Annotated in this window: 20 protein-coding genes and 2 pseudogenes; 13 read left to right on the forward strand and 9 right to left on the reverse strand. The window is 69.0% G+C overall.

Translation table 11 applies throughout. The features are described 5' to 3' along the window. Positions 1-74: 74 nt before the first annotated feature. Entirely contained in the window at positions 75-3,773 is a 3,699-nt protein-coding gene (locus ACYP53_RS31895; RefSeq protein ID WP_459649998.1) for a CHAT domain-containing tetratricopeptide repeat protein, read from the reverse strand. Between the two features lie 173 nt (positions 3,774-3,946). Between ACYP53_RS31895 and ACYP53_RS31900 the strand changes: the two genes are divergently transcribed. Both ACYP53_RS31900 and ACYP53_RS31905 read left to right on the forward strand, forming a co-directional pair. Next, positions 3,947-4,342 carry a hypothetical protein gene (locus ACYP53_RS31900; protein ID WP_459649999.1) on the forward strand — a complete coding sequence of 132 codons (396 nt, stop codon included), beginning with the start codon at positions 3,947-3,949 and terminating at the stop codon, positions 4,340-4,342. Beyond that, the gene (locus ACYP53_RS31905; protein ID WP_459650000.1) at positions 4,342-5,274 is read left to right on the forward strand and encodes a hypothetical protein; all 933 of its coding nucleotides are present in this window, start codon (positions 4,342-4,344) and stop codon (positions 5,272-5,274) included. The genes ACYP53_RS31900 and ACYP53_RS31905 overlap by 1 nt, the downstream gene beginning before the upstream one ends. 145 nt (positions 5,275-5,419) lie before the next feature. Here ACYP53_RS31905 and ACYP53_RS31910 read toward each other — a convergent pair whose 3' ends face one another. Genes ACYP53_RS31910 through ACYP53_RS31930 form a run of 5 tightly spaced genes read right to left on the reverse strand, consistent with a single transcriptional unit; the run spans position 5,420 to position 10,423 of the window. Then, entirely contained in the window at positions 5,420-5,998 is a 579-nt protein-coding gene (locus ACYP53_RS31910; protein WP_459650001.1) for a hypothetical protein, read from the reverse strand. Between the two features lies 1 nt (position 5,999). Next, positions 6,000-8,174 carry a site-specific integrase gene (locus ACYP53_RS31915; RefSeq protein ID WP_459650002.1) on the reverse strand — a complete coding sequence of 725 codons (2,175 nt, stop codon included), beginning with the start codon at positions 8,172-8,174 and terminating at the stop codon, positions 6,000-6,002. Then, a complete protein-coding gene (locus tag ACYP53_RS31920) occupies positions 8,171-9,190 on the reverse strand; it encodes a hypothetical protein (protein ID WP_459650003.1) in 1,020 nt (339 codons plus the stop codon). Before ACYP53_RS31920 ends, ACYP53_RS31915 begins: the two co-directional genes overlap by 4 nt. Before the next feature lie 46 nt (positions 9,191-9,236). Next, positions 9,237-9,905, reverse strand: coding sequence for a hypothetical protein (locus ACYP53_RS31925; RefSeq protein ID WP_459650004.1), 669 nt, complete (start codon positions 9,903-9,905; stop codon positions 9,237-9,239). Then, positions 9,905-10,423: a hypothetical protein gene (locus ACYP53_RS31930; protein WP_459650005.1), complete on the reverse strand. Its 519-nt coding sequence runs from the start codon at positions 10,421-10,423 to the stop codon at positions 9,905-9,907. Before ACYP53_RS31930 ends, ACYP53_RS31925 begins: the two co-directional genes overlap by 1 nt. A gap of 593 nt (positions 10,424-11,016) precedes the next feature. Between ACYP53_RS31930 and ACYP53_RS31935 the strand changes: the two genes are divergently transcribed. The 8 genes and pseudogenes from ACYP53_RS31935 (at position 11,017) to ACYP53_RS31970 (ending at position 20,836) form a co-directional block, all read left to right on the forward strand. Continuing rightward, on the forward strand, positions 11,017-11,187 hold the full coding sequence (locus tag ACYP53_RS31935) for a hypothetical protein (RefSeq protein ID WP_459650006.1): 171 nt from the start codon (positions 11,017-11,019) through the stop codon (positions 11,185-11,187). Between the two features lie 572 nt (positions 11,188-11,759). Further along, a complete protein-coding gene (locus ACYP53_RS31940; RefSeq protein WP_459650007.1) occupies positions 11,760-13,322 on the forward strand; it encodes a site-specific integrase in 1,563 nt (520 codons plus the stop codon). Then, complete coding sequence (locus tag ACYP53_RS31945; RefSeq protein ID WP_459650008.1) at positions 13,319-15,079, forward strand: hypothetical protein; 1,761 nt, start codon at positions 13,319-13,321, stop codon at positions 15,077-15,079. The genes ACYP53_RS31940 and ACYP53_RS31945 overlap by 4 nt, the downstream gene beginning before the upstream one ends. Next, on the forward strand, positions 15,076-16,326 hold the full coding sequence (locus ACYP53_RS31950; RefSeq protein WP_459650009.1) for a hypothetical protein: 1,251 nt from the start codon (positions 15,076-15,078) through the stop codon (positions 16,324-16,326). The genes ACYP53_RS31945 and ACYP53_RS31950 overlap by 4 nt, the downstream gene beginning before the upstream one ends. Positions 16,327-16,381: 55 nt before the next feature. Next, positions 16,382-17,467, forward strand: a pseudogene (locus ACYP53_RS31955) (tyrosine-type recombinase/integrase). Next, positions 17,464-17,790 carry a helix-turn-helix domain-containing protein gene (locus tag ACYP53_RS31960; protein ID WP_459650010.1) on the forward strand — a complete coding sequence of 109 codons (327 nt, stop codon included), beginning with the start codon at positions 17,464-17,466 and terminating at the stop codon, positions 17,788-17,790. The pseudogene ACYP53_RS31955 and the gene ACYP53_RS31960 overlap by 4 nt, the downstream one beginning before the upstream one ends. Further along, positions 17,787-20,147 carry an XRE family transcriptional regulator gene (locus ACYP53_RS31965; protein ID WP_459650011.1) on the forward strand — a complete coding sequence of 787 codons (2,361 nt, stop codon included), beginning with the start codon at positions 17,787-17,789 and terminating at the stop codon, positions 20,145-20,147. Before ACYP53_RS31960 ends, ACYP53_RS31965 begins: the two co-directional genes overlap by 4 nt. After that, positions 20,144-20,836 carry a hypothetical protein gene (locus tag ACYP53_RS31970; RefSeq protein ID WP_459650012.1) on the forward strand — a complete coding sequence of 231 codons (693 nt, stop codon included), beginning with the start codon at positions 20,144-20,146 and terminating at the stop codon, positions 20,834-20,836. Before ACYP53_RS31965 ends, ACYP53_RS31970 begins: the two co-directional genes overlap by 4 nt. A 44-nt stretch (positions 20,837-20,880) precedes the next feature. On the opposite strand, the gene ACYP53_RS31975 is transcribed toward ACYP53_RS31970, so the two are convergent. After that, a complete protein-coding gene (locus tag ACYP53_RS31975; protein ID WP_459650013.1) occupies positions 20,881-23,097 on the reverse strand; it encodes a protein kinase domain-containing protein in 2,217 nt (738 codons plus the stop codon). Between the two features lie 172 nt (positions 23,098-23,269). Next, positions 23,270-23,427 (reverse strand): annotated as a pseudogene (locus tag ACYP53_RS31980) (glycosyltransferase family 2 protein); the annotation flags it as partial. Positions 23,428-23,494: 67 nt separating this feature from the next. Here ACYP53_RS31980 and ACYP53_RS31985 point away from each other — a divergent pair. Next, the gene (locus ACYP53_RS31985; protein WP_459650014.1) at positions 23,495-24,199 is read left to right on the forward strand and encodes a hypothetical protein; all 705 of its coding nucleotides are present in this window, start codon (positions 23,495-23,497) and stop codon (positions 24,197-24,199) included. Positions 24,200-24,219: 20 nt separating this feature from the next. Here the strand turns inward: ACYP53_RS31985 and ACYP53_RS31990 are convergent, their stop codons facing one another. Next, positions 24,220-24,684, reverse strand: a complete 465-nt coding sequence (locus tag ACYP53_RS31990) for a hypothetical protein (RefSeq protein WP_459650015.1) — start codon at positions 24,682-24,684, stop codon at positions 24,220-24,222. A 181-nt stretch (positions 24,685-24,865) separates the two neighbouring features. On the opposite strand from ACYP53_RS31990, the gene ACYP53_RS31995 reads away from it, so the two are divergent. Then, positions 24,866-25,912, forward strand: coding sequence for a hypothetical protein (locus ACYP53_RS31995; RefSeq protein ID WP_459650016.1), 1,047 nt, complete (start codon positions 24,866-24,868; stop codon positions 25,910-25,912). Beyond that, complete coding sequence (locus ACYP53_RS32000; RefSeq protein ID WP_459650017.1) at positions 25,909-26,319, forward strand: hypothetical protein; 411 nt, start codon at positions 25,909-25,911, stop codon at positions 26,317-26,319. The genes ACYP53_RS31995 and ACYP53_RS32000 overlap by 4 nt, the downstream gene beginning before the upstream one ends. Positions 26,320-26,439: the final 120 nt, after the last annotated feature.

The raw sequence follows: 26,439 nt of genomic DNA on the forward strand, positions 1-26,439 counted from the left end.
CACCGCGCTTGAGCATGGCGACGTCGAGCGAGTCGGACTCGACCTCGCCGGGTCGTGACTGTTCCGGGTGCCGCTCATGCGCCAGCATGCAGATGGGCGGCCCAGAGGGAGGGGGTGGTGGGAAGCGTTTGACGGACAGTGCGGACGGCGCGGTGCAGGGCGTCCGCTGCTTGGCCGATTTCAAGGGAAGGGCCGTTACCGGCGCCGGTGGTGAGGGCGGAGTAGAAAGCGTCAGCGATCTGGACGGCGCGGTAGTCGTTGATCGCCCACAGGGTGCCGATGACGTGGGGGTACCCTGCGAGTTGGAACGCGGAGGCCATGTGGATGGCCTCGTCAAGGAGTTGAGTGTGGGTGGTCACGGCGGTCTCGCAGGCCGACAGGTAGGCCAGCTGGGCGTGGTCGAGGCGGACCGCCGCGAGGGCGGCGACGGTAAGCGGTGCGCTTTCGTGGTCGTGCAGCAGAAGACGGCTGCGGGAAGGGTCAGCAGGGTCGCTGACGCCATGACAGGCAAAATGTGCGATCGAGCAGGTGGCCAGCAAGCCTAGAACGTTGTCCTTGGTCGGCAGGGTGCTCGAGGCGGAAGCAGCGCGGGAAAGGGGCTGGGCGGGACCGCCAGCGGGGCCTGTGGGTAGGGGATCGGGTTCACTGAGAACGGCCGGGACGGGCAGGTGCGTGGCGAGCTTGCGGGCCTCGTCGAGCACGTAATGCAGGCGGCCGGGGACGCCGGGAGTGGTAGGCATCGCCACGATCAGCGCGCGCCTGGCCGCGGCCAGGTCGATAACTGGAGGGCGCTGGCGGGCGTGCCGCAGGGCGCCGACGGTGGGGATGTAGGAGGAGACGACCCGGTCCATTACGGCCCGAGCGGCAGGGTCAGGCGGCTCGGTGTGGTAGCCAGCGGCGTGGATGGGCAGCAAGCCCAGCAGCCCGCCGGGCGCCCACCATACTCGGGGCCACACTTGGTCTGACACCGGCGCGGCGTGGCGGCCCAGTTCGTCCAGCACCGGGCCGGCGGCGTTGTCCCACAACCATCGCAAGATCTGGGAGAGTTGCCGTTGAGCGGATCGCCGGTCCTGTGCGGTGCGGCCGCGGCCGGCGGTGTCCAGCGCCTGGTGAAAGGTGTTGACCTGGTCGACCACCGCGTCGATGGGCAAGCCGGGCAGCGGAAGGCAGGTGATGCCGCGGGTGGTGAGCAGTAGGGCGTCGCTGCGATACCGGCTGACGTTAAAGACCACCACCGCCCCCTCGGTGGCCTGGGCCAGGAGCTCGTCGACCGTGGGCGGCAGGGCAAAAGAGCTGAATTCTGGTAGCGCGCGGATCTCGTCCAGTAAATCGGCCCACTCCCCCACCAAGAGCCGCCGATCTCGCGCGGCGCGCTCGGGACTGGCAGTTGCGCTGGTAGTGCCATCCGCGCGGTCTCCGGTGAATGTGGCAGTCGACTGGTCAAGCAGGTCCCGCAGGTGGATGAAGCGGGTGGCCAGGTCAGGACGTTGCTGGGTGAGGTCGGTGAGATCGCTGCGGGTCTCCAGGGCTTGGCCGAGCAGCACCGCCCGGCCCGCTTCCAGCAGCCGGAGCGCCAGGGCCGCCCGCTCGCCTGCGGGCATGACGGGATTTTCCAGCGCCAATGCGGCTGCATCAGCGGCCAGCCCGGCGAAGCCGCCCAATGCGTGCTGCTGATCTTCCCGCTCTAGCTGACGCGGCGTCACCTCGGGCAACAACCATACGGCTCGCTCCAACAATGTCGCCGCCCGACCTGGCTCGGATCCCACGGCAAGCAAACCCGCCATTCGGGCCGCCCGCACCCGAATCGACGGCGGTGCCACACCGACGTCCACTACCTCTTGGAGGGTGGTGATCGCCTTATCCAGGTCAGCCAGCACCCCGGTCCGATCGAACCGGGTCCGCATGGTGTTCCCAAGGTTGAACAGCCGCACGGCCCGGTCGGGGTGGTCGGCGGGGGTGGCGGCCACCGCCTCTTGGCACACCCGGACCGCCTCGTCCAGGTCAGCCAGCGCCCCGGTCCGCACAAACCGGGTCTGCAGGGCAACCCCAAGGTTGGACAGCATTCTGGCCCGGTTCGGGTGGTCGGCGGGGGTGGCGGCCACCGCCTCTTGGCACACCCGGACCGCCTCGTCCAGGTCAGCCAGCGCCCCGGTCCGCTCAAACCGAGCCATCAGGGCGTTCCCGAGGTTGGACAGGCACCCGGGCCGGTTCGGGTGGTGGGTGGCGGTGGCCACCGCCTCTTGGAGGGTGGTGATCGCCTTGCCCAGATCAGCCAGCGCCCCGGTCCGCTCGAACCGAGCCATCAGGGCGTTCCCGAGGTTGGACAGGTACCCGGGCCGGTTGGGGTGGTCGGCGGGGGTGGCAGCCACCGCCTCTTGGAGGGTGGTGATCGCCTTATCCAGGTCAGCCAGCGCCCCGGTCCGCACAAACCGGGTGCACAGGGCAACCCCGAGGTTGGACAGCATGCTGGCCAGGTCTGGGTGGTCGGCGGGGGTGGCGGCCACCGCCTCTTGGAGGGTGGTGATCGCCTTATCCAGGTCAGCCAGCGCCCCGGTCCGCTCGAACCGAGCCATCAGGGCGTTCCCGAGGTTGGACAGGTACCCGGGCCGGTTGGGGTGGTCGGCGGGGGTGGCGGCCACCGCCTCTTGGAGGGTGGTGATCGCCTTGTCCAGGTCGGCGCCCGCCCCGGTCCGCTCGAACCGGGCCTTCAGGGCGCTTCCGAGGTTGGACAGCATGATGGCCTGGTCTGGGTGGTCGGCGGGGGTGGCGGCCACCGCCTCTTGGCACAGCCGGACTGCCTCGTCCAGGTCAGCCAGCGCCCCGGTCCGCTCGAAGCGGGTCCGCAGGGCGTTCCCGAGGTTGGACAGCATGCTGGCCCGATTCGGGTGGTGGGCTCCAGTGGCCACCGCCTCTTGGAGGGTGGTGATCGCCTTGTCCAGGTCAGCCAGCGCCCCGGTCCGCACAAACCGGGTCTGCAAGGCAGCCCCGATGTTGGACAGCCTCCCGGCCCGGTCGGGGTGGTCGGCGGGGGTGGCGGCCACCGCCTCTTGGCACAGCCGGACTGCCTCGTCCAGGTCAGCCAGCGCCCCGGTCCGCACAAACCGGCTCTGTAGGACACCCCCGAGGTTGGACAGCATGCTGGCCAGGTCGGGGTGGTCGGCGGGGGTGGCGGCCACCGCCTCTTGGCACAGCCGGACTGCCTCGTCCAGGTCAGCCAGCGCCCCGGTCCGCACAAACCGGGTGCACAGGGCACTTCCAAGATTGGACAGCCGCCCGACCCGGTCGGGGTGGTCGGCGGAGGTGGCGGCCAAGATCTGCTGCCACAGTTCGACGGTCGCGGTGATTGAGTGGGGGTCAGTCGAGGTGAGTGCGTGCGCGAGCAGGGAGATAGCGCGGGAGACCGCCTGATCGGCAAGCGTGGGCAGCAGTGGCTCGGGCAGCTGCCGGCGGTCGACGCCTGCGATGAAGCAGGGGGTGAGCCTCGCGACCGCAGCGTGCAGGTCGTGCTGGTCCCGGTCTTCGGGCAATCCTAGGTAGCGGTACCAGTGAAACCAGCCCAGCAGATACCGGGAGCCCAGGTCACCGTCGTCGTCGCGCAACACAGCGGCGAGCTGGCGTGCGTCGTCGATGGCCTGGGGTTCGAAGACTGGTGCAATATCCTGCGCCTCAGTTACCCGCTTGAGTCGGGTCGCCACCGCGTCCCGCAGCGCGGCGAGCGGCTCGGCACCTGGGGCAGTGGTGTGCTTTTGCTCTGCTCCCATCTGTGCCTCCATGTGCCTACCATCAGCACCCTTCACTATCACTACAAGGCTAGGCACACGTTTGCTGGCGCCGCGAGGTCTTGCGACGATGAGCGTGAGGCGACCACCGCTGCCGGGCTCGTAGCTGTCGGCACGGTTTGCCGTGTCCACCGCTACTCGCTAGCACTTACACCCGGAGGTTCAGGTTGACGACACCGGAACAAGTCTCCACGCGGATTGCTGCCGGGCTGGCCTATGTATGTGGACACCTGGACGAGATCCGCGCCACCCTCGGCGACGACGGAACCGACGCCTCCGCGCCATTGCCACGGTTGTTGACGGCCATCCAGGCCAGCCCCAGACAAGATGTCGCCAATCTGCTGGACGCGCTGCATGCGGCCGTTCAGGCTGCCGGCGATGCGCCGGGGGTGTACGGGCAAGCCGACCTTCGCGGCATCGACGCGGTGGGGGTGGAGAGTCTAGAGATCGTCTATCGGTGCCCACTGCGAGTGTGTAGCGGACGGGATGAGAGCGAGCTCACCCAGTTCCCGCCCCGCTGTTCGATCAGCGGGCAGGAGCTGCCCCGCGAATCGCTCGACTGATGGGTGGGCTGCTGAGCGAGCTCGCCAAAAAGCTCGCCGACCGATGGCTGTCCCTGCTGGTGCTACCCGGGGCCCTTTACCTGGCAGTGGCCGCTGTGGCGGTCAATCTCGGCCACCAGCACGCCCTGGACATGAGCCAGCTCATCGGCAAGATCACCAGCTATGCGAAGGCGCCCGCTGTGACGACCACCGGAGGACAGGTGGTGCTGTTGGCCGCAGTGCTGGCTGGGGCCGCCGCAGTCGGCATTGCAGCCCAGGCCCTCGGCGCACTCATCGAGCGCCTTGTGCTGGCTGCCGGGTGGCGCGCCTGGCCGAACCCGTTTGGCGACCTTGCCGAACGCTGGGTCCGCCGTCGGCGGCAACGTTGGGGCACCGCGCACGCGACCTGGCACGCCGAATACCAGCGGGCGAAAGCCCCCGACCCCGCTAATCGGCCCGATCCCATGGTGAGGCATCGGGCGGCTCGGACGCGAGACCAGATCGCGGTGGAACGACCTGATCGGCCCACCTGGAGCGGCGATCGCGTCCATGCCGCGGCTCTCCGTCTGGAACGCGACCACCACCTAGACCTGGCCACCATCTGGCCGCACTTGTGGCTCGCCCTGCCGGACATGGTCCGCAGTGAGCTGACGACCGCCCGCGCAGCCCTGTCCCGCGCCACCACGCTGGCCGCCTGGGCCGTCCTCTATGCACTCCTGGTTGTCTGGTGGTGGCCCGCCGCCCCCCTCGCCGTGGTGCTGGCCGCCACCGCCCGCCACCGAACCCGCACCGCCACCGACACCTATGCGCAGCTCCTAGAGGCCGCCGCCCGGCTGCACGCCACAGACCTGGCCCAACAACTCGGCATCGACCACACCGGACCGCTCACCCATGACCTCGGCCGTTCCCTCACGCGCTACCTACGCACCCAGCTCCCACCCCCGCCCCCGTAACGGCCCGCCCTTTCCGGCAGGCCGTTCGACGGACGACGGGCCCTCGTCGCTTGGTCCGTAATGCTTGCGGAGCCCCATCAGGAGAACGTTGCCCCTCCGGCAGTTCTACGGTCTCGCAGGTGCGGGACAAAGGTGGCCGCAGCCCTCAGAGCGGCGTCCTGCTCGTATCGGGTTTGCCGGCGCTGTCGCTTTCCGGGCTACGAACGGACGCTGCGGGAGTGACGGAGATCACCGGCTCTGGCGCTTCGGGCACTGACCGCAGGGCCGTATGGGTAGAGCCCTGTGCTTGTGGCGGGTGCTGGGCGCGTAGGCGTTCGATCTCAAGCTGCTGGGCGGCGATGCGGGAGAGGGCAAGCTGCCGGAAGGTGGTGAGGTCCTTGATCTGTTGTTCCTTGGCCTGGAGGCGCTGTGCCAGGGCGGCGTTGGCGTCCTTGAGGCGGGTGATGTGGGTGTCACGCGGGTCCGGGGATACTCCGGAGGCCTGCATCGCCTTGAGTTGTCGGCGGGTGAACTCCTCGGCGAGGTGCTGGTAGGGGCCGGGCCGGCTGGAGCCGTCGCGGGTCTTCTTCGGGTAGAAGGCAGTCCGGGTGACACCGGCTTCGACTGCCAAGGTCTTGAGGTCGCACCGACCGCCGTCGGGTAGGTCGCCTCGCAGCAGTCGGTCCATGGCCGCGCGGATCGCCTCCTCGTTCCGTGCCCGGGTCTGTTCAGTGATGCGGGCCACGTCACGTCTCGCTTCCGTTGGCGGTGTCGATGGCTGCCAGGACCCGTAGGTCGCGGTCGAGCTCCTGCTGCAACCGAGCCTTCTCCGTTCTCTGGCTGCGGCCGATCGCGGCGATGAACGCCTTCTTGCTCTCGGCGCCCGCGGCCCAGACGGGCCGGTGGCAGGGGTGGTGCGTGGCCTGCGGGCAGCGTGCGGCGTCGCACATCCCCACCAGCGGCCGGTCGGCGGCCGGTGTGCCGGCCAGTTTCAGGCACAGGGCCTTGGCGGGGTCGGCGAACCAGCAGTAGTTCGCGGTGCCCAGATGCAGGGTCTTCGCGCGCCGGGCCACGAGGTTCAGCACCTCCTGGTCGCCGCGCCTGGTGGCCGGCGCTCCGGGTTCGACGCTGGTGTGGGCGTCGACGAAAGCGAAGAAGTCGAGCAGGCTCTTGGCGCCGGGGCCGGCGGGCATCCGGCCGGCCTTGTAGTCCTGCCAGACCTGCCAGGTGAGGTCCTTGTTCCGCTCGGCTTCCAGCTTCCCGACCTCGGCGAGGAGGGAGGCCTGGGCGCCGCCGGGGCGGGCGGCGTAGCCCTCGGTGGTGGCGACGCTGACGTGCTTGAGCGCGATCTTCGCCGCCAGGAGTCCGCCGGGCCGGTTCGCCATCTCCACGGCGAGGGTGCGCCGCAGCCGCCGCAGGTTAACGTTCTCCTCGGGGATCGGGGCCAGGCCCAGCCAGCGGCCGTCGGGGCCGTTGACCCAGTCCCGCAGGAGCGGGTAGTAGCGGTAGAAGGCGAGTTTGGGGAACAGGACGGTGGTGTCCCTGGCCGGGTGCAGGAGGTCGGCGGCGAGCTCTGCGGCCTGGTAAGCCACTTCGACGGTGACCCACTCCTCGGGGGTCCCGCCGAGCTTCTGCCCCTTGATCAGGGTGCTCCGCAGCCGGTAGCGGACCCGGCCGCCGCCTAGGACCTGCGGCTCGACGCGGCAGTCCACGGGAAGCTCGTTCAACTCGCTGGTGCGCATCCCGGTCAGGGCCGCGATCACGATCAGAGCGGCTGAGCGGACCCGCAGCACCAGTGAGCGAACCTCGTCGGAGGACAGCGGCAGCGTCCAGGGGGCCTGGCCGCCGCCGTCCGCCCGCTCGACCAGTTTTGCGTCGCGTGCCCAGCGGGGCTGGATGCCGACCGCCGCGACGGCCTCCTCCAGGAGAGGGCGCCGCCAGGGCAAGTACTGGTGGTCCCAGTGTTCGAGGCCGATGCGGTGGGCGAGATGGCGGAAGTTGAGCCGTAGCAGCGGATCGGCCGGCGACCAGCCGTTCTCCAGCCGGTGCTGGACGGCGTCCGGCTCCGTCGCGGGAAGCGGCCGGCCCGAGGCTACGTGGTCGGCGACCAGCTTCCGGAAGAACTCCCATCGGTCGCCCTCGGCGTCCCGGCGCTGGGGGCCGTCGGGCTCGGCTTCCAGCTCGCGATGGACGGCGGCCAGGTGCAGGCCGATCGTCTCCACCAGGTAGAGGCACGCGGCGAGCAAGGGCTGGAACACCTCCTGGGGAAGCGGCGGGGTCCGGTTGGCCTGGCGGCCGCCCTTCGGCGCGCCGGCGACAGCGAACGCGCTGGCCCTGCCCCACGGTCTGAAGCCCGGGCGGTAGGCGTCAGCGGTGAACAGGTCGGTGTAGGAGGCGAGCTCCTGAGTGCCGAGGACGATGTACTGCTTGTGATCCGGCTCGCACTCGCGGATCGGTCGGCCCTTGTCGTCGCGGATCCAGCGGCGCCATTCCAGGTAGGCCGCGCAGTGTTCCTGGACGACATCACCGAGAGTGGTGACGCCCTGGTCGGTGAGCCAGTTCAGCCAGCTGGAGACCTGCTTGAGGCGCTGGCTGCAGGTGCGGATGCCCAACGGGGTGCGGAAGGCGCCGCCGAGCTCGCGCACCGCCTCGTGCCCGGGGGCCAGGCGGGCGAAGAGGAATTCCTTGGCCACCAGCCGCCAGCGGGGGTTGCGGATCGCGGTGAAGTGGAACACCGTCTGCTCCGGCGGGGTGGACAGCGGAAGACCGACCACGCCGGACAGGTCCCACACGTCGTTGTCGAAGACGGGCCTCGTCCGGCCGTGGTCCACGGTGAATCCTGCTGCGGCGCACACGTCCTGCCCGGTGAAGGGCGACGGCTTCACTCCCGCCGCAGGGGCTGGGGAGACGGGCAGGTTCATGCGGTGCCCTCCTCGGGGCGCAGGGGAAGTTCGCCGTCGTGGCCGGCCACCTGGGTTGCCGCGTCCGCGAGCTGTGCGGTGGTGAAGTGAACGCCCGGCTGGAGGATCTCGTCGAGGCGCTGGGCGTAGGGGCCGAAGACGGCCATGAAGTGGTCGGTGGTCATCTGGTTCCACTGCCGGGAGAAGAACGCGCGTAGCCGCAGCAGGTTGGGCAGGTGGCGGGGCGCGAACAGCGCTAGTGGGCACAGCAGGCACACCCAGGGGCGGGCCGGGCAGGGTTTGCCCTTCGGGCCGTGCAGGCCCGACAGCTGGTCGGCGCACGCGGCGGTGAACACGTCGCGCTCCCCGCCGACCAGGTCCCGCAGGCTCTCGTCGTCCAGGCCGAGCTCGGCGACTTTGCGCGGGTAGGCGCGCACCAGCTCGGTGACGTCCTCGCCGTCGAGGACCACCGGCGGCTGGGCGCGTCGCACCAGGTCGCCGACGGCCGTGGCGGCGATCTCCTCGACCGCCTCGCGCTGCCGGTCGGTGCCGAGCGTCAGATAGGAGTCGCCCTCGACGCCGGGGCTGCGGTTCGGATCGATCGTCGCGCGGCGGCTGCCGCGCCAGGACCGGCGGTCACGCAGCGCGGCGTGGGTCGTGCGCAGGCGGTGCAGATGGATGCGAAGCGGCGCGCCCAGATCGTCGACCAGGGCGTTCCTGGCCACCCACGCCCGGTAGGTCGAGTTGCCGGGCGGCGGTCCGCACCACTGCAGGCGCAGGTCGTAGCGAACCCACAGCCGGGCACGGTCCTCCTCGGGGGCGAAGCTGCGGGTGAGCGCCGAGTGGGCGAGCCACTGCTCCAGCAGGCGCGTCGCCGCCCGGGACAGGGTCAGGCTCTCCCCGGCGGTGCGGCCCTTGACGTAGTCGAGCAGCACCTGGCTGTCGCCCGCCCAGTCGATGTCGTCGAGGCCGAGCTCGTCGATCCCGTCGGGGACGATGCCGGTCAGCGTGCCGAACAGGATCCGGTACGGGATCACGATCCGCGGCGGCGGGTACAGGCTCTCCAGCAGTTCCTGCGCCTGGTTACCGGTGATGACGCCGCGGGCGGCGCTTTTGGCCCATGGCGCGGGTCAGCCGACCGATCGTGCCGGTCGGGCCACGGTTCTTCATCAGCCACAGGACGTTCTGCTCGCTCCACCCGCCCTCCACCGGGTCGCATCCGCCATCCGCCAGTGCGAGGGCCTCGCGGTGACAACGGAAGGAACCGACCGTCTGGGAGCGGCATAGCGCGACGAGTCGCTCCCATTCGCCTTCGCTGTACGGGCGCAGGCCCGGCCCGCTTTCCTGGCCGACCGCGAACCTGCGGCCGTCGACGAACGCCCGCACCTGCGGGTGCAGGAGCTGTCCCAGGTCGTCGGCCCGGGCGAGCATCGCGCGGCACTGCCCTTCCCGGCCGACGTGCCGGTCCGCCATCCAGTGCTCGGCCAGCTTCGCGCGGGTCAGGTCCGCGGCCGGCCCGGTGAAGCCGAGCCGCGCCAGGCCCTCGGTGAACCTGCGCACGGCGCTCAGATAGCCGACGACCGAGGACTTCGAGTCGAGCGTCCCGTGCGGATGGACCAGCTCCGCCAGGCCCGTCATCATCGCCCTGGCCAGCGCGGGATTCGGCGTCTCGCCGACGTGGCTCACGCAACCGGTGCCGTCGCTGAAGCGGACCGAGATCCCCAGCGGCTCGTCGACCACCTCGGCCGGCATCAGGCTTCCCCCTCTTCCTCGTCGAACTCGGCCCGGGCTTCCCGATTAGCCGCGAGGCCGTCGAGCAGGCCGTACTCCTCGCCGACGTTCACGTACAGCTCGCGGAAGATCCGCGTGGTGTCCAGCCGGTGGAGGTACTTCTCCGTGGTCAGGGCGCTGGAGTGGCCCAACAGGTCCCGCAGGACCAGCAGGACCAGCAGGACCAGCAGGACCAGCAGCGGCTCGCTGGAGCGCAAGTAGAACGCCATGCCGGCGTCGTCGTCGGCGTCCCTCACCAGCCGGGCGGCCTGCTCGTAGTAGCCGCGCACGAGGCGAGCCATCGTGGCCATCGCCATCGTGTGCCGCAGCCGGTGCGGGTAGACGTGCGGGAACCGCGGGTCGACGTGCTCGCGCAGTCGCTGCGAGGTGCGCTCGAACACCGTCGGCCAGGCAGTGAACGGCCCGCCGCCGTTCTGCACGGCCAGCAGCATCGTGCCGCCGCCCGGGGCAACCAGGCGCCGCCGTTCCGCAGGGGTCATCGCCGCCCATGTCACCCGCCGCCCGTTTACCCGGCCGCCCCGCGCGTCCGCCTCGGTGACGACCAAGCGGCTCGCCCCACCGCGACGGCGGTCTCCAGGCCGAGCCCTCGACCGAGGCCGCCCGCTCCAGAGCGAGATAGGAGTGCAGCTCGGCCAGGGCGTCATAGTCGATCCACGACTGGCGGGCCTTGCTGCCCTTGGTCACCCCCTGCGGCACTGGGAACGGCACGGGCAAGTCCGAACGGCGCGACGGCAACGGAGGGACCTCACACTCCAGCAGGTAGGTGAACTCCTGGCAGCGTGTCCCGGTCGACAGCACCATCCTGCCGACCGCCGTGTTGCGCGCCAGCTCCCGGCCCTTGAACAGCGGGCCGCCGGCCCGGTCCAGCCCGGCCAGCCCCAGCAGGGACAGCTCCGAGAAGTCGTCCGCGAGGTACTTGACCGTCACATGCTCCTTCGGCTGCCGCCGCCGGGCCAGGTTCACCCTGACCTGCTGCGGCACCCCCGAGAAGAAGGTCATGGCCTGCCGGTAGGTGAACGGCTCCGCCGTGGCACACCCCTCGTCCACCGCCCACCGGTAGAAACCGGACAGGATGCTGACGCTCTGGTTCCACGTCGACGCCTCGAACCGCGCTTCCAGCGGGCCGGACGACCGGTGGACCGCGTACGCGCTCAACGCGGCCTTCAACTGCTGCCGGCCGTCGAACAGCCCGACCCCGAGGCCGGCCGCGAAGTCCGTCCACTCCCGCACGGTGCGCACGTAGTACGGCCAGGACTTCGCGGCCGGGCAGCCGTTGACGGGCAGCTCGCAGGCCCACCGGTTGATCACGGCCGAGGGGCGCAACCCGGCATCGTCGTCGAAGAGGAGATCCTCATCGACGACCAGCGGCATCCCCTCGGGGATCGTTGGCCTGAACTCCAGGCCCCATGTCTCCCACCCCTTGGAGGAGAAGATCACTTGTTCCATGGGGTGGGGACGCTACCCAGCCGACTCGACTCACTGCAACGCGCAAACGGGCAGCTCAGCGCTACCAAGAGAACGTAAAGAGACACTGCAACTAAGCAGGGACAACGAGCCAGTAGGCCCTTTCGGGATCGTTGTCGACGATGGCTTCCAGCCCGCAGTGGTGGGTGAGCCAGGCGGCGACGGCAGGGTGGAAGCGGGGGTGGCGGGCGGTAACGACGAACACCGAGCGGACGGCGGCGAGTGCGTGCAGAGATGCGATGGCTCCGGGGATCGGGGCGCCGTAGATCCGGCCGTCCTGCCAGCCCCTGTCATGGGCGTGGATTTCCCTATTGGATGCGCTTGTTGAACGCGATCCGAAGGGGTGCTTCGTTGGCAGACTGGAAGGTGTTCTGGGTGCCTGAGGGCAGCACGGCGGCCGGTGTCCGGCCGGGCCTGCTGCGCGGTTGGGAGTGCCTCGGGGAACGCGAGGCGTCGAGCGGTGTCCGTCCTGGAGATCCGATCTTCCTGTCGCCGGACTACCAGGTCGACCCGCTGCTGAGCCGCTACGTGCAGTCGAGGGTGTTTCGCTTCTACGAGGTGGAGACCAAGAGGAACTACGCGACCGACATTGCATTGTTGCTGACCTTTCTCTGGGGGCGTGGCAAGTCGTGGGTCCAGGCGACGGGCCAGGACCTGAACGACTACGAGTTCTGGCGGCAGGAGGCACCGGAGAACCCCGGTCAGATCGGCGGGTCCAAGTGGAACCGCGAGCTGGCGGCGTTCACGGCGCTCTACCGGTGGGCGAAGCGCGCCGGCTGGATCGCCTCCAACCCGGTGGAGATGCGCGAGGTGGTGGGCCGGGACGGAGCCGTGGCGGAGGTTCCGGTGGCCCGGGCGAAGGACGCCCGGGCGTCGAACGTGCGGTGGCTGACTCCCCGGACGTGGCGGTTGTGGGCGGATGTCGGACTGCGCGGGCTCGACCGGGACGGCCGACAGCGATTCGGCTGGGCGGGCCGTCTGGAGGACCGGAACGTGGCGTTCGTGCGGACGGTGACGTCGTCGGGGCTGCGCCGCCAGGAGGCCGGGTCGCTGTTGACCTTTGAGGTTCCGGACGTGCCGCCCGCGGGGGCGCTGTACGCCCACGGCCGGGTGGCCGCCAAGGTGACGCGCTCCAAGGCGTCGCGCACCTTCTACGTCTCGGCCGGGGCGGTCGGCGACGTGGAGACCTACGTCGAGTCCTCCCGCGCCTGGTCGGTCGCCGGGGCCCAGCGAGCTGGCCGGTACGACCGCCTGGCGGGGATGCGCCTGGTGACCGAGGTGGTGTCCGGGCTGAAGCCGAGGGTGCGGTGGGTGGAGCGGGACGGGACCTGCGGTGAGCGGGAGCTCGGCAAGTTCACCTGGCAGGAGCGGATACTGCTGTTCACCGAAGGGCCCGGGGGTCCGGAGCCGTTGTGGCTGTGGCTGACCGAGGAGGGTCTGCCGCTGCGGCCGCACTCCTGGAACGGGGTGTTCGCCGAAGCCAACCGGCGGTGCGAGGAGGCCCTCGCGCCACCTCGGCACCTTCGCTCGGACCCTCACAAGGTGTACTGGCCGACGGCCTCGCCGCACCCCGCACGGCACTCGTTCGCCCTCTACATGCTCGTGGTGCTGAACGAGCTGATGGACCGCCGCTACGGCCTGACCGCGGCGGAGCGGCGGGACTTCCGTCTGCTGTACGGCGATCCGTGGTTCATGGTGCAGGGGTTGCTCGGCCACGCCTCGCGGGAGACGACGGTGAACATCTATCTGGCACCCGTGCGGCACCTTCAGCTGGCGTCGCTGCTCGCCGTCGTCTCCGCGCCGCTGGACATGCCGGCGCCGGGCGTGGACGACGTGTTCGCCCGTGTCGCCCAGGAGGCTGAAGGCATCGTGGACATCGACGCCAGGCTGTCACCCGATGGGGTGGTCTGGTGAGCGGCCGCGGCCGCAAGGCGTCCCTGCCGGACGCCGGACAGCAGCCCTCACGCCCGAACCCGCTGGATGCTGGTGGCCTGGTGGTGCGGCACCGCAACGCGCAGGGCTTCGTGCGGGAGTACGACTTCTCCCTCCTGCCGGTCGGCGAGCCGATGCAGCGCTCTCTGGCCCGCCTGTTCGCCGTCCCGTGCGGCCGCAACTGGACCAGCCACCAGAGTTCCCGGGCCGCCTGGAGGCACCTGAACGCCTTCGTCACGTACGTCCTCGACCACCAGCATCCGCCCGAGGACGTCGACGGCCTGGACGCGCAGGTGGTCAGGGCCTGGTGGGACTCGTTGAAGTCGACCACGAGTGGCCGGCACCGCTGGCGGGACGTAGCGGCGCTGCTGCGCCGCGACGAGCGCCTCCAGTCGGGCCCCGTCGCGGAGGAGCTGGCACGGCGCGTCGGTGTTCTCCGGGCTCAAGGCGAGGGGTCCTACAGCGGCCAGGAGTTCCAGCGGGTCAAGACCGCGGCGCGCCGGACCTTCCGGGCCGCTCTGCTGCGGATCGAGGAGAACGCCCGCCTTCTGGAGCGCTGGCGCTGCGGGGCGATCGCCCCCGGAGGCGCCGAGTGGCTGGCCGGGGAGGCGCTCGACGCCCTTGCTCGAACGGGCTTCCCCCCGGTGGTGCTGTGCCCGGGCGGGAAGCTCACGCTTCCGCACCGCTACCGCCGTGCTCTTGGTGGCACCTCTCCCTTGGCCACGTGGCAGCGCCTGTACCTGTCCCGGCTGGAGGCGGCCGCGCTGGGTGTGCTGCTGATGGTCGACTTCGGCTGGAACCTGTCGGTGATCGACCGGGCGCCGGCCCCGCGGGCCGCACCCGATGACGGTGAAGACGATGGGCGTGCGACCTACCTGGTGCCGCTGGAGAAGCGGCGCCGAGGCGGCGGGCGGTGGTTCGAGACCGAGAGCCTCACCGATCTCGGAGCCGGTACCGCCGGGCGTCTCATCACCGAAGCGCTGTCGGCGACGCGGTTCGCCCGTGACCTGGCCGAGCGCCTGTCGCCCGGCACGGACCACTTCGTGGCGTGGCGGCCCCAGCACCACCGACGTACGAGCTCGGACCGTGACCGGCCGCAGGCGATCGGGCCGATCCGGTTCGGTGTGACGACCGAGTCCGCCCAGCACTGGGCCAAGGCCGCCGGGGTCGGCGGCTCGCCGTTCAAGCGCGGACGGCGCACCGTCATCGCGATCGAGCGCCGGGAGCCGGCCCAACACTCCCAGGACACTCACGACCGGGCCTACGTGCTGCCCGACAAGCAGGTGCAGGACGCCGCCGTCCCCGTCATCGCGGCGGGCGCCCACGACGCTCTCGCCCGGGCCCGCCAGAGCGTGGAACTGGCGGCCGAACTGCGCGAAGCACACGACCCGGACGACCGGCACACCGTGCTCGCGAGCTGCCACGAGCCTCAGCACGGGCCGTCCCCGACGGCGGACGGCGGCTGCGGCGCCTCGTTCCTGCTCTGCCTGGGTTGCCGCAACGCGCGCATCCACCCCGGCCAACATCCGCGGCTGGCGCACCTTCACCAGGCGCTCGACAACGCCCGCCCGGTCCTGCCGGCCGCCGTCTGGGCCGAAGGGTGGAACGACGCCCACGCCCGTCTCGAAGACCTCCGCCACCAGATCGGCGGCCCGGCCTGGCGCACAGCCTTGGCCGACGTCACCGAAGCGGACCGGACCCTCATCAGCCACCTGCTCTCCGGAGACCTCGACCCGTGACCACCGCACCCGCGATCGACCGCTTCCGCCTCCCCTTGCCCTCCCCGACGACGCCGGTCGTCCCGGCGCACCTGGTCGCCGCCGACCACGCGCACTTCGCCTCGAACTTCGGTGACCCAGTGTGGTCACTGGCCCCGCTCGTCGCCAACCCGAGCGAGAGCCTGCGCTCGGTGACCTGGCGGCAGTTCCCGGCCGTACTGCGCGAAGAGCTCCGCCTGGTGGTGTGGACGCTGATCAACGGCGAGCTGAGACCGACCTTCGTCAAGCAGCGCGGCGTCAAGATGCGTACCCGCCTGTCTCCCGCCCTTGTCCACGAGACCATTGACCACTGGAAGCACCTCGCCCTCTGGCTCGCCGGCAGGGACGTCCGCTCGCTGGGCGCGTGCGACCAGCAGGTGCTGCACGACTACGGCCTCCACCTCCGGGACACCAGCCCATCACGCAGCGCCGCGGTCCGGCAGTTCACCGCCCTGGTCCGCCTGTGGGCCTTCGACGGCCTCAGCGGCCGCCCGGCCGGATTCGCCCGGCCCCCGTGGGATGAGTTCGGTGTCGACGACTACCTCCCCGCCGCCAGCGCCCTGGGCGGCGAGAACGCGCGGGAGCCGCTGGCCGAGGAGACCATGGGCCCGCTGCTCGTCTGGGCCGTCCGCATGGTCGAGGACCTCTCCGGCGACATCCTGGCGGCCTGGCGGGAGAGCGGGCGGCTGAGGGCGATCGCGCGGTCCCATCGGTCCACCCCCCAGGGCAAGGCCGCGTTGCACGCCTTCTTCGAGCCCCTGCTGGCAGACGCGCTGCCGCTGCCCTCCAACTCCGAGAACGGGGCGGTCCGGCTGGCACGCGACTACGTGCTGGCCCGCACCGGGGCCTCTGGGAAACAGCTCGACGCGATGAACAAGACCCACGCCCTCACCGCCGCCGTCGCTCTGCGCCCCGGCCCGTGCCCGCTGCAAGCGCCCGTCACCGGCCTGATCGCCGCACGGCCCTGGCGCGAGCACCTGGACTACACCGAGACCATCACGCTGATGCGGCACCTGGGCACCGCCGCGTTCATCGTCTGCGCCTACCTGACCAGCATGCGCCCCCAGGAGAAAAGGGCGGAATTGCGTTTGATGCAACACTCGACAGGGCTGGCAACACGCATATCCGCAGGTGGTCGGGGGTGCCTTCGCGGTCGCCAGGCGAGGGGTAACCGATCGGCCAGCGGCTCTTGCGCTCGAAACGCGCCATCCCAACAATGTTGCATCTAACGCAACGGAGGTTGGAGTGGCTAGAGCGGCTGATCTGGCGGGGGCAGCCCACCTGATGCTCGTGGACGGGGTCTCGTACCTGGACCCCGAGCCGGCGGTGTTCGAGGCGATGCTGGAGGGGTGGACCAAGCAGCAGCGGAGCCGCTTCCTGAACTGGGACTCAACCATCAAGCCGAGGCTGTCGCTGGTCCGCCGGTTCGCCGAGTTCACCAACCAGTACCCGTGGCAGTGGCAGCCGGCCGAGGTCGAGGCGTTCATCGACCACCTGCGGGCGAAGACGCCGACGTTCACGGTGTCGAGCGGCCGCGGCTACCAGAACCACCTTCGGCTGTTCTGCGAGTACATCACCGATGCGCGCTACGGCTGGATGAACGTCTGCCAGGAGCGCTTCGGCCAGGTGCCGGTGCAGATCCTGCACTAGTGGAACACCGTCACCCACGTCAGCGAGTACGAGGGCGACCCGAGTCGCCGCCCGCTGACCTATGACGAGATCCAGGCCCTGTTCGACGCCGCCGACGGTCGGGTCGAGGAGATCCGGAAGCGGGGCCGCAAGGGCGCGTTGGCCGCGATGCGGGACTCCGCCCTGCTCAAGAGCTACTACGCCTACGGCATGCGCCGTCGGGAGAGCGTGCATCTCGATGTCGCCGACCTGCGGCGCAACCCGAAGGCACCGCAGTATGGGCGCCACGGGGCGATCTTCGTCCGGTACGGGAAGTCCTCGAAGGGCAGCCCGCCCAAGCGCCGCACCATCTTCACGGTCCCGGAGATGGACTGGATCGTCGACGTCCTGGACCACTACCTGACCGAGGTCCGCCCCCGGTTCGGCGCCGGGAAGCACCCGGCGATCTGGGTCACCGAACGCAGTGGGCGCCTGTCCCGCCGGTCGGCGAACGAAGCCTTCGACGCCGCACGGAAGGCCGCTGACCTGCCAGAAGAGCTGAAATTGCACTGCCTGAGACACTCGTACATCACGCATCTCGTCGAGTTCGACTACCCGGAGCGGTTTGTCCAGGACCAGGCCGGACACGGCTACGCCAGCACCACGGCCATCTATACCGGCGTCTCGGACGAGTATCGCAACCGGCTGCTGCAGCGGAAGTTGACCCATCGCTACCCCGGCATCTGGGAGGACCCCAAGTGATCAAGAAGATGGGTTACCGCTGGAACCTGCGCAAGCTCATGGCCGACCGGGAGATGTTCCAGACCACCGACCTGGTACCGCTGCTGGCCGAGCGGGGCATCACGCTCTCTCGCGAGCAGGTCTTCCGGCTGGTCACCCAGCCTCCGCAGCGGCTGTCGATGGATGTCCTGGCGGCGCTGTGCGACATCCTCGCCTGCCAGCCGAACGACTTGATCGAGGTTCAGGTCGTCAACCAGGAAGTCCGCAAGACCGGTGGCGGCGAGACTCCCGGTCCGCTGCCGGCCGTGCGTCGGACCTCCATCCGGCGCCCGGAGGGCCTGTGACCGCGCCCTCGCCGACCGCGCCGTCGGTCGTCGCCCGCCTCGCCGCCCAGGCCGCGCGGCTGGAGGCCGCCGTCGCCGCCGTCACCACCATGCTCACCGCTGCCCTGCCCGGCCTCGATGCCGAGGAGGCCGCAGCCGCACTGGTGGCCGCGGTGCCGATCCCCGTCCGCGGGGCGGCCCGCTACCTGGAAGAGCTCGCCGAACACCTGGCCGGCCATCCCGCTGCCCTGAGCTCCGGGAGTTCGCTCTGCCCGCCGGTCCTGCTGCGGCTGACCCAGGTGCTGCACGAGGGCGGCCATCCGGTGGTCCGCCCCGGCTGCGCGCACTGCGGCACGGTGCGGACCGACCTTCGCCAGCTCCGGCCCGAGGGACGGCTCTGCGCGACCTGTGACGCCAACAGTCGCCGCGCCACCTGCGCGCGCTGCCACCGCGAGGGCATGCGGATCTCCGCCCGCCGGCCCGAGGGCGGCATCTGCACGGCCTGCTACCACAAGGACCCCGCCCGCCTGGAGGAGTGCGCCGGGTGCGGCGAGCACCAGAACCCGGTCGTCCGCCGAGCAGACGGCCGGGGCCTGTGCGTGAGGTGTTGGAAGCGCCCCACTCACACCTGCGTGACCTGCGGCAAGACCGCGGTCGCGGCGCTGGTCGACGCCGACGGCGCTCTCTGCCACCTCTGCTACAACCGCCACCGTCGCCCACGACGGCCCTGCGGCCGGTGCGGACAGGTCAAGCGCATCGCACGCAACGCGCACGACGGTGAGCCCGACCTGTGTGACGGCTGCTACCGCGGCCCCGAGGTGACCTGCTCCGCCTGCGGTCGGATCCGGCCCTGCAGCAGCAAGCTCCAGGGCCAGCCCGTCTGCGGCAACTGCTACCGGCGCAACCGACAGGGCGAGCCATGCGCCCGCTGCGGCCGGACCAAGCCGGTCAACACGCGGTGGCCGATCGGGCCGGTCTGCATGACCTGCTACAACACCGTCCTTCGGTCGCCGGCCGAGTGCTCACGCTGTGGCACGGTCCAGCCGCTCATCGCGCGGGACACCGACGGCACCGGCGTCTGCGGCCCCTGCGTCGGCTTCGCCGCCGATTACACCTGCCGCCAGTGCGGCCGGGCCGGCAACCCGCACAGCCGGGGCCGGTGCGCGTTCTGCGTTCTCGCCGAGCGGGTCAACCTCCTGCTCGCCGGGGCCGACGGCGTGGTCCCCGAGCAGTTGCAGCCGCTCGCGACGGCGCTGGCTGCCGCTCCGGCGCCCTTCCAGGCGATCCAGTGGATCCGCGAGAGCCCGAACAGCAAGCTCCTCGCCCGCCTCGTCACCGAGGACCGCCCGCTCAGCCATGAGCTGCTCGACGAGCTGCCGCCCAGTCGGAACCAGCGCTACATCCGGCAACTCCTCGTGCACACCGGCGTCTTGGGCGCCCGCAACGAGGACATCGAACGGATCCCCGGTTGGCTGGAGCATGAACTGGCCGTCAAGCCGGCGGCCCACGCCAACCTCGCCCGCCCCTTCCTGCACTGGTTCTTACTCCGACGCGCACGCCAACGCGCCGCCGTCCGCCGTTACCCGGCCTCCGCCGACCGCGATCTCAGACGGCGCGTCAGCGTGGCCCTGGAACTGCTGGCCTGGCTCGACCAGCAGCAACTCGCACTCGAAGACCTCACCCAGGAGCACGTCGATGACTGGGTTACTGGCGGCGCGAGCCAACGGCGCTACTTGATCCGCCACTTCCTGAACTGGACTGCGAGCCGCCGACTCACCCGCAACCTCACCGTCCCCTCGATCCCGCAGCAGGAGCCGCAGGCCCTGCTCGATGAGGACGACCGCTGGAGCCTCCTCCAGCGATGCCTGACCGACGACGCCCTGCCTCTGGACGTCCGCGCAGCCGGCGCGATCACGCTTCTCTTCGGTCCGTCCGCGGAGCGGCTCTGCCATCTGACGCCCGACCACCTGCAGCACGGCGGCAAGCACTCCCACCTGATGCTCGGCCGTCACCCCGTGCTGCTGCCCCCGCGACGGGCCGGTCTGCTGAATCAGCTGGCGGAAGCGCCCCTGCCCGGCTCACGATCCCTGTTCGCCCAGGCCACCCCGGGCCCCCGGCTGCTGTTCCCGGGCCTGGTCCCAGGGAAGCCCATCTCGACCCATGCCATGACGCAGAAGCTCAACCGCCACGGAATCTCGGTCCGCGCGGCCCGCAACTCCGCCCTCGCCGCGCTCGCCGCCGACCTCCCCAGCCCCATCCTCGCCGACCTGACCGGCATGCACCGCCACACCGCGATCCGCTGGGTCACCTACGCCCGACGCGACTGGGCCGAGTACCTCGCAGCACGCGCCGAGGACCAACAGGAAGGCAGACGATGACCGACCCGACCGGACGCAACGACGGGCGCACAGCCCAAGAAGTGCTCGACTACCTGGTCATGCACCTGAACGGCGCCCTGCGCCGCCCGGGAATGTACGGCGGTGAGACCGCGATCAGGCTCTACCTCGACGCGGTGGCGTTCGCGGACGCCACCGAGCAGGAGTGGCAGCAGGAACTGAAGGACCTGCAAACCCGCCGAGGATCCTCCTCTACCGGCGTGCGCGGAGCCTTTCAAGATCTCTGGGGTGATGCACACGAGGGCGCCGTGGCCTCGGTCTACGCCGAGATCGCACACCGCCAGGGATGGCTGCAACTCGACCGGACCCTCACCTCGGCCGAGCACTACGAGATCCGTCGCGTCAGCGAGACCTGGTGCCGAGAGGACCGTCTTCTCAGCGACGTCGTCACGGCGTTCGGGCCGCCCTCGGTCCTCTTCGGAGGAAACAACCCCAACTACCCCAAGACGCTGGCCTACGCGACCGACCAACGCGACGACACCCTGCTCTGCTTCCACCTCTGGAACAGCTTCGCCCCTGAGCCAAGCTCATCGTCGGCTTCCGTCCACGCCGAACCTGCCCTCTGGGCATTCCGGGACGGTGGCACCTTGTTCACGGACGGCTTCACCTTCACGCCGGAGGGAACCACCCGACGCGACCGGGCCGGCTGCCTCGCGGCTCGCGTTGACTAGTGCGTCAGACGTCGCCACCTTGCTTATTGCTGCCGTGGATCCGATCACCACTGTTCAATGCCCGATACCGCCTTGCTAAGTATCTCCGCAACCTCGGTTATTCCGTGCACATCGAGCGAAACTTTATCAACGGCGAGAAAGACCTGGTAGGCGCCCTTATTTCCCGAATGCCGGATAACGTTGGCATCCTTTGCGAATACTTTGTCAAGTCGGGTGTTGATGGTTTCTCTGGCGGACTTGCCGGACTTCTGGGACGGGATTGGGATCTTGTCTGTAACCGCGATCTCGATTTCAAGGGAAGCGGACTTTGATGACGAGACGTTGTTGAGACGAACGATAATTTCCATTTGCCCAGACAGGCTGGCCATTCGGCACTCGCCGTCGGTGGCTGTATATTGCTCGTAACCTGCATAGAGAGACCCTATGCGACGACAGAGGTCGTCCTCAGGGATTAGATCCGTGCCGCTTGCGATCTGAACGATAGACTCTGCCTTTCTGATTGGAGTGGTCAATTCCAGAACGCTCTGTGGGCGGTCGGAGGGTGACTTGGATGTCGAGCTCGTGTACACGTCGATAAGGGCACTCGCAGCTCGATCATCAACCCAGCTTCCAAGCTCTTGCTTTAGCACGCGAACGTTTCTGTCAAAGTTCTCGCCGCTCGGATCGCGGCCAGTACAGAGGAAGTAGAGCAACTGCGCGAGACTGAAGACATCAACCGTCTCGCTTCTGGCGTTCTTGCTGTTCGGCTCATAGAACTGTTCAGGGGCGGCATAATTTATTACACCACCAACTCCCATGCCGACCATGGTCACAGTCCTGTTCGTTTCGTGGTAGGCGAGATCAAAATCGGTCAGGTAGGGGATCAGGTGGCCGTCCTCGCCATAGACCAAAATGATGTTCTCTGGCTTGATATCGCGATGCTTGACCCCTTGAGAGTGTGCATACTGCACGGTTTCGCAGATGTCAATCATTAGGCGCAGTATTAGCTCCGGGTTGCTGCGGTCGATTGCCGTCCGGAGGTTCTTCCCGGGAATGGCATCCATAATGAAGCCAAACGGTGCGTCCATAATGGCGTGCACGCGCACTATTCTCGGGTGCTCCAACTTGCGCATGGCATTGTAGCCATTGGCAAATCGCTGAACTTTAATTTCATCGCCTAGCTCATTGCCGTGAAAAACCTTGATCGCGTAATGCTTGTTATCCTGCCCTTCGAGTTCCCAAACCCTTCCGTAGCCGCCGTCGCCAAGTTCCTTCAATACGCGCCCATAGCGGGTTTCTTCGCCTACGCTAAGGTCGGCCAAGTTCTTTCTGTGCTCACGTACACGTGAAGTGAGATCCATCCATCCCTGTGCGCGACGAATGTCTGGAAGGGCCTTCTCGGTATCGTTAAACCAGCGCACCACGTCCTCTAGTTCGGTAGAGCATGTTTTGGCCCCCTGTCGCAATCGGACAGTTCGCTCTGAGAGCTCTCTCAGTTGCAGGTGGTGGTACTGGTCAACCAGATGGTGGGCTTTTGAGAGCGTTTGAGAGAGGTCCCCCCTGTCAATCTGCTTGCCTTGGCGTGGTGAAAATCCCGTGCCAACTACTACGGTTCCCGCGATGTCGCCTTTAAATACTGGGGTTTGAATCTCCGGAGGGATCACTTCGGAGACGTACTCGTAAATTCCAAGTAGTGTTATATTGCCATCCCAATTAACGGCCGCACCGAGTAAGGCATCGGTTAGCGCTTGAGTAAAGGCACCGTTTCCGTCTGATTCCTGCGCTTCCTCTTCGGGGCGGCAAGCTGCAAGGATGCAGCGGCTTTCGTTGACTGTCGTTACTTCGCGCTCGATGTCCCCGGGTTGCAACGGCCTGCTGTTCACCCATCCGAACGCGGCGCCGGCGTAGCAGCAGTCTAGAATGCTAATTACGTGATTAAAGCCATGGCTTGCGGATTCCATGATTTGAGCCAGGTGGCTCAAGGATATGCCGGGGTCGAATGGCTCCGCATCAAAGGTGACGAGGTGGCCGGCCTGTCCGAGCACTTCGCCATGGCCTGCAAAATAGAAGAGAAGCGTATCTCCCCCATCTTCGCTATATGCAATCTCTGACATGGCCTGCAGAATCTTTGCACGGGTTGCTTGGCTATTCAATAGCACATTGCAGTCAAAATCGTACTGTTCCAGCGAAAGGCATGCGGCCATATCGTTCGCGTCGTTCACGCACCCATATAGGGGTGACTCGGGATAGGTATCAATCCCTACGATCACTGCCCGGTTCATGCTGGCCTCCCTGGTGACTGGTGCCAGAGGCTTAATTCAGGCTATCGCCTCATCGGCCAGGGCCACAGGGGAGGAGTCGGCCAGCTGTCAGCCGACGGCGTCACTTCCGGTGACTGCCCCAACTTGCGGGTTGCTGGAGGCGGTGATCAGCGTCTGGCGGGTCAGGCGCTCATCAGGCGTCGACGCGCCACCCGCGGAGTGCGGCGAGCACCCGCGCCCGTGCTTCCACGACTGCCATGCGGGCGAACCGTTCGCCTTCGTTGACATGAGCTGTTGGCTTGTGCTCTGCCCGGGCCACTTCCGGTAGAGAAGACCTGTTTCAGTACTGAAGGGCTGTCCCGCTACAGCGGACGGGCCGGGCGCGAGGGAACGTCGGTGGGACCTGAGACTCTGGTCCGTGCTGATCAAGGGATACGACTTCGGGCCGTTGGTCGAGAGTGAGTGGCTGCTTGAACACGCCGGGTTCTGGTCCAATCATCTTCTGGCCATGTGCCGGACCGTCTCGGGTGAGGTCCGACCGACACCCGAGTGGTTCGGTGACGATGGCGCGGACACCGACGCCCTGGCCGAGGTTCTTCTGGACGACCAGGCCTGGCCGGCGTTCCGCATCCCGTTCGAAGGCGGTCACAGCACCGTCGTCGTGTATCGGAATCTCGTTGGTGACTTCGGGATCGACTACCTGCTGACCCGAGCAGGCTGGCCTCGGGCAGAGGAGCTGGCCAGCTTTGACGGCGACTGGTACGGACCGGGCTTGTCCTGGCGCGACATCATGCACATCGCCGAGACGCCCGACCTGACCGCCGTCGGCGTGCATGACACCGCGGCCCGACTCCTGCTCCTGCTGCCGTTGCTCGCCGACGACGAGTTGCCGCCGGAGGCGCCAGCACGCGTGAACGCCGCGCTCACGGCGATCGGAGCACCCGACGACTGTGCCCAGGACACGGCTGACCATCTCCTTGGGAGCAGACGGCCTGGAGCGGGGCGCCGTGGTGGTGCCGACTCCCCGCTGAGCGGTGGCAGCCACCGGCACGCCGAGCCGGACTCGGACGAACCGACGGTGTTGTGGGCGACGGGGCTATCCAGGATGGCTCCGACGCCGTGATTGCACCAGCCGCTCCAAGATCACGGCATTGGCGTTATCGGGCCCGCGGGCCGGTCCACGGTCAGGACACGGAGGTCACCGCTCCAGCTCTCGCAGCGGACGCTTCCCGATGGGAAGTCCAGCTCAAGCGCCACGCGCCCTGTTTCGGGCTCCCACTCCTGCCGGACGCCGAGCAGAACTTCGCCGAGGTGGGGCGCCAGCGGTGTCTCGTCACGTATGGGCAGGACGTCGATCCTGCCCCAGTCGCCCATGTCTACGCCGTCATCGGGCCGGGAGGAATCGACCATGAGGCACCAGTCGGTGCTGCTGGCGATGTTGGTGGACCTGCCCCGATCGTCGATCAGCCACATCTCGACTGGGGCATCGCCGGGGCGCCCGTCGTATCTGTGCCAGGACGCCAGTACCTCGACGAGCCGACTGCCGACCAAAGACGAGGGGTCGATGCCGGGTCCGTGCAGCGGGCAGGCGGAGTTCAAGAGCTCCACCAAGGGACCGTACCGCGACCGCCAGCTCCACCTCACCTGCTTAAACGGGACAGCCCTTCGCGAGGGAATAGTGCATGGTCGGAATAACCCCCTCCCGCCAGTAGTGCTCGCGCTGCGCTCCGGGTGCTGCCCCGATCCGGGCGAACGCCCCGGCGGCGCCCCGGCACGGCACCTCATCCGCGTGGCCGACCCCGAGGGCAACGACGAATCCGAAGAGCCCGCCGGCGACGAGGCAGCCGAGCCCGAAACCCATCTGATCACCAGCACGCACTTCAAGTCCGCCGTCGACGACGACGGCAACCACGTCGCCGCCGGCCTGGAGCGCACCGTGCCCTGGGTCGCGATCCCGCCCGTCGTCCGCGCGATCCGCGTACTGGAGCAGATCGCCCCCGCCGGAGCCCTTCTCTTCGACCGCAACGTCCACGACTTCGCGTGCAAGCGCTCCGGCACCGGCGCCCTCAAGCAGCACAGCATGCGAGTGCGCGTCGAAGACTTCATCACCTGGTGCAACGCCGAAGCCGCACGACACGGGCTCCCGCAAGAGACCATCCCACCCGACCCGGCCGGCAAAGTCGGGCTCGCCCGCTTCCGCCGCACCCTCGCCTGGCACATCGCCCGCAGACCCGGCGGCCTGGTCGCCCTGGCCATCCAGTACGGGCACCTGCGCACCGCCCTCGACACCGAGACCTCCGGCCGCTACGGCACCCGCGCCCGAGGCGGGATCCACAGCGTCATCGACATCGAGACCGCCCTCGGCGTCGCCGAAACCGCCGCCGACCTACGCGAGCACTTCGCCGGCGGCGGCGGCGTGTCCGGCCCGGCAGCCCGACGGGCCCTCCTCCAAGCCGCCAACACCCCGCGGTTCGAAGGCCGCCGCATCACCGCCCGCTTCGCCCGCACCTTCCTCGGACGCGACGGCACCGTCCTCTACGACAACCCGCACGCCCTCCTCCTATGCCTCTACCGCAGCGACACCGCCCTGTGCGCCCGCGAAGGCGCCCGGGAGGTCCCCACCCTGGACCGGTGCGTACCCGGCTGCGGGAACACCGTGCGCACCGACCGCCACGCCGACCAACTGCGGGCGCGCGCCGACCAGCTCCACCAGCAGGCCCACCACACTCCCGAGCCCGTCGCCGAACGGCTTCGAGCCAACGCCGCCCGACTCCGGTCCTGGGCCGACGAACACGACCGCACCCGCCTCACCGAGCCGGAGACCTCACCACGATGACCCCCGCCCTCGACGAGCGCGACCGCATCCGCGCCGCCATGCAGCGCATCCTGGCCGGCACCCCGCAGCACTCCAACGGCGCGCTCACGATCGTGGCCCTCGCCCAGGAAGCCGGAGTCCCCCGCAACGCCCTGACCCAGCGCCACCCCGATCTGCGCAACGAGTTCTACAACCACGTCCAGCAGCGCGGCGCCGTCCCGGACACCGAAGCCCGACTGCGGGCCACCGCCGCCAAACTGAAGAAGACGATCGCTGCGAAGAACAAGGAACTCGGCCAGCTCCGCGCCGACGTCCCGGCCCTGGTCCGTGTCGTCAACCAGCTCACGCTGGAGAACCAGCGGCTCCGTGACCAGCTGGCGACCGACGACCCCGACATCGTCCTGCTCAGACGGCGGACACCCTCGTAGCGAGCACCCCGAGGAGCCAGACTCCGGTGCGCGCCGGCTCATGATGCTGCCCTGCCCGTGCGCGGGGCCACCGGCAGTCTCCGTGCTGGCGAGGCGGCGCCGGCCAGAAGACCGGCGCCG

Source organism: Kitasatospora sp. Ki12, from assembly GCF_054601375.1.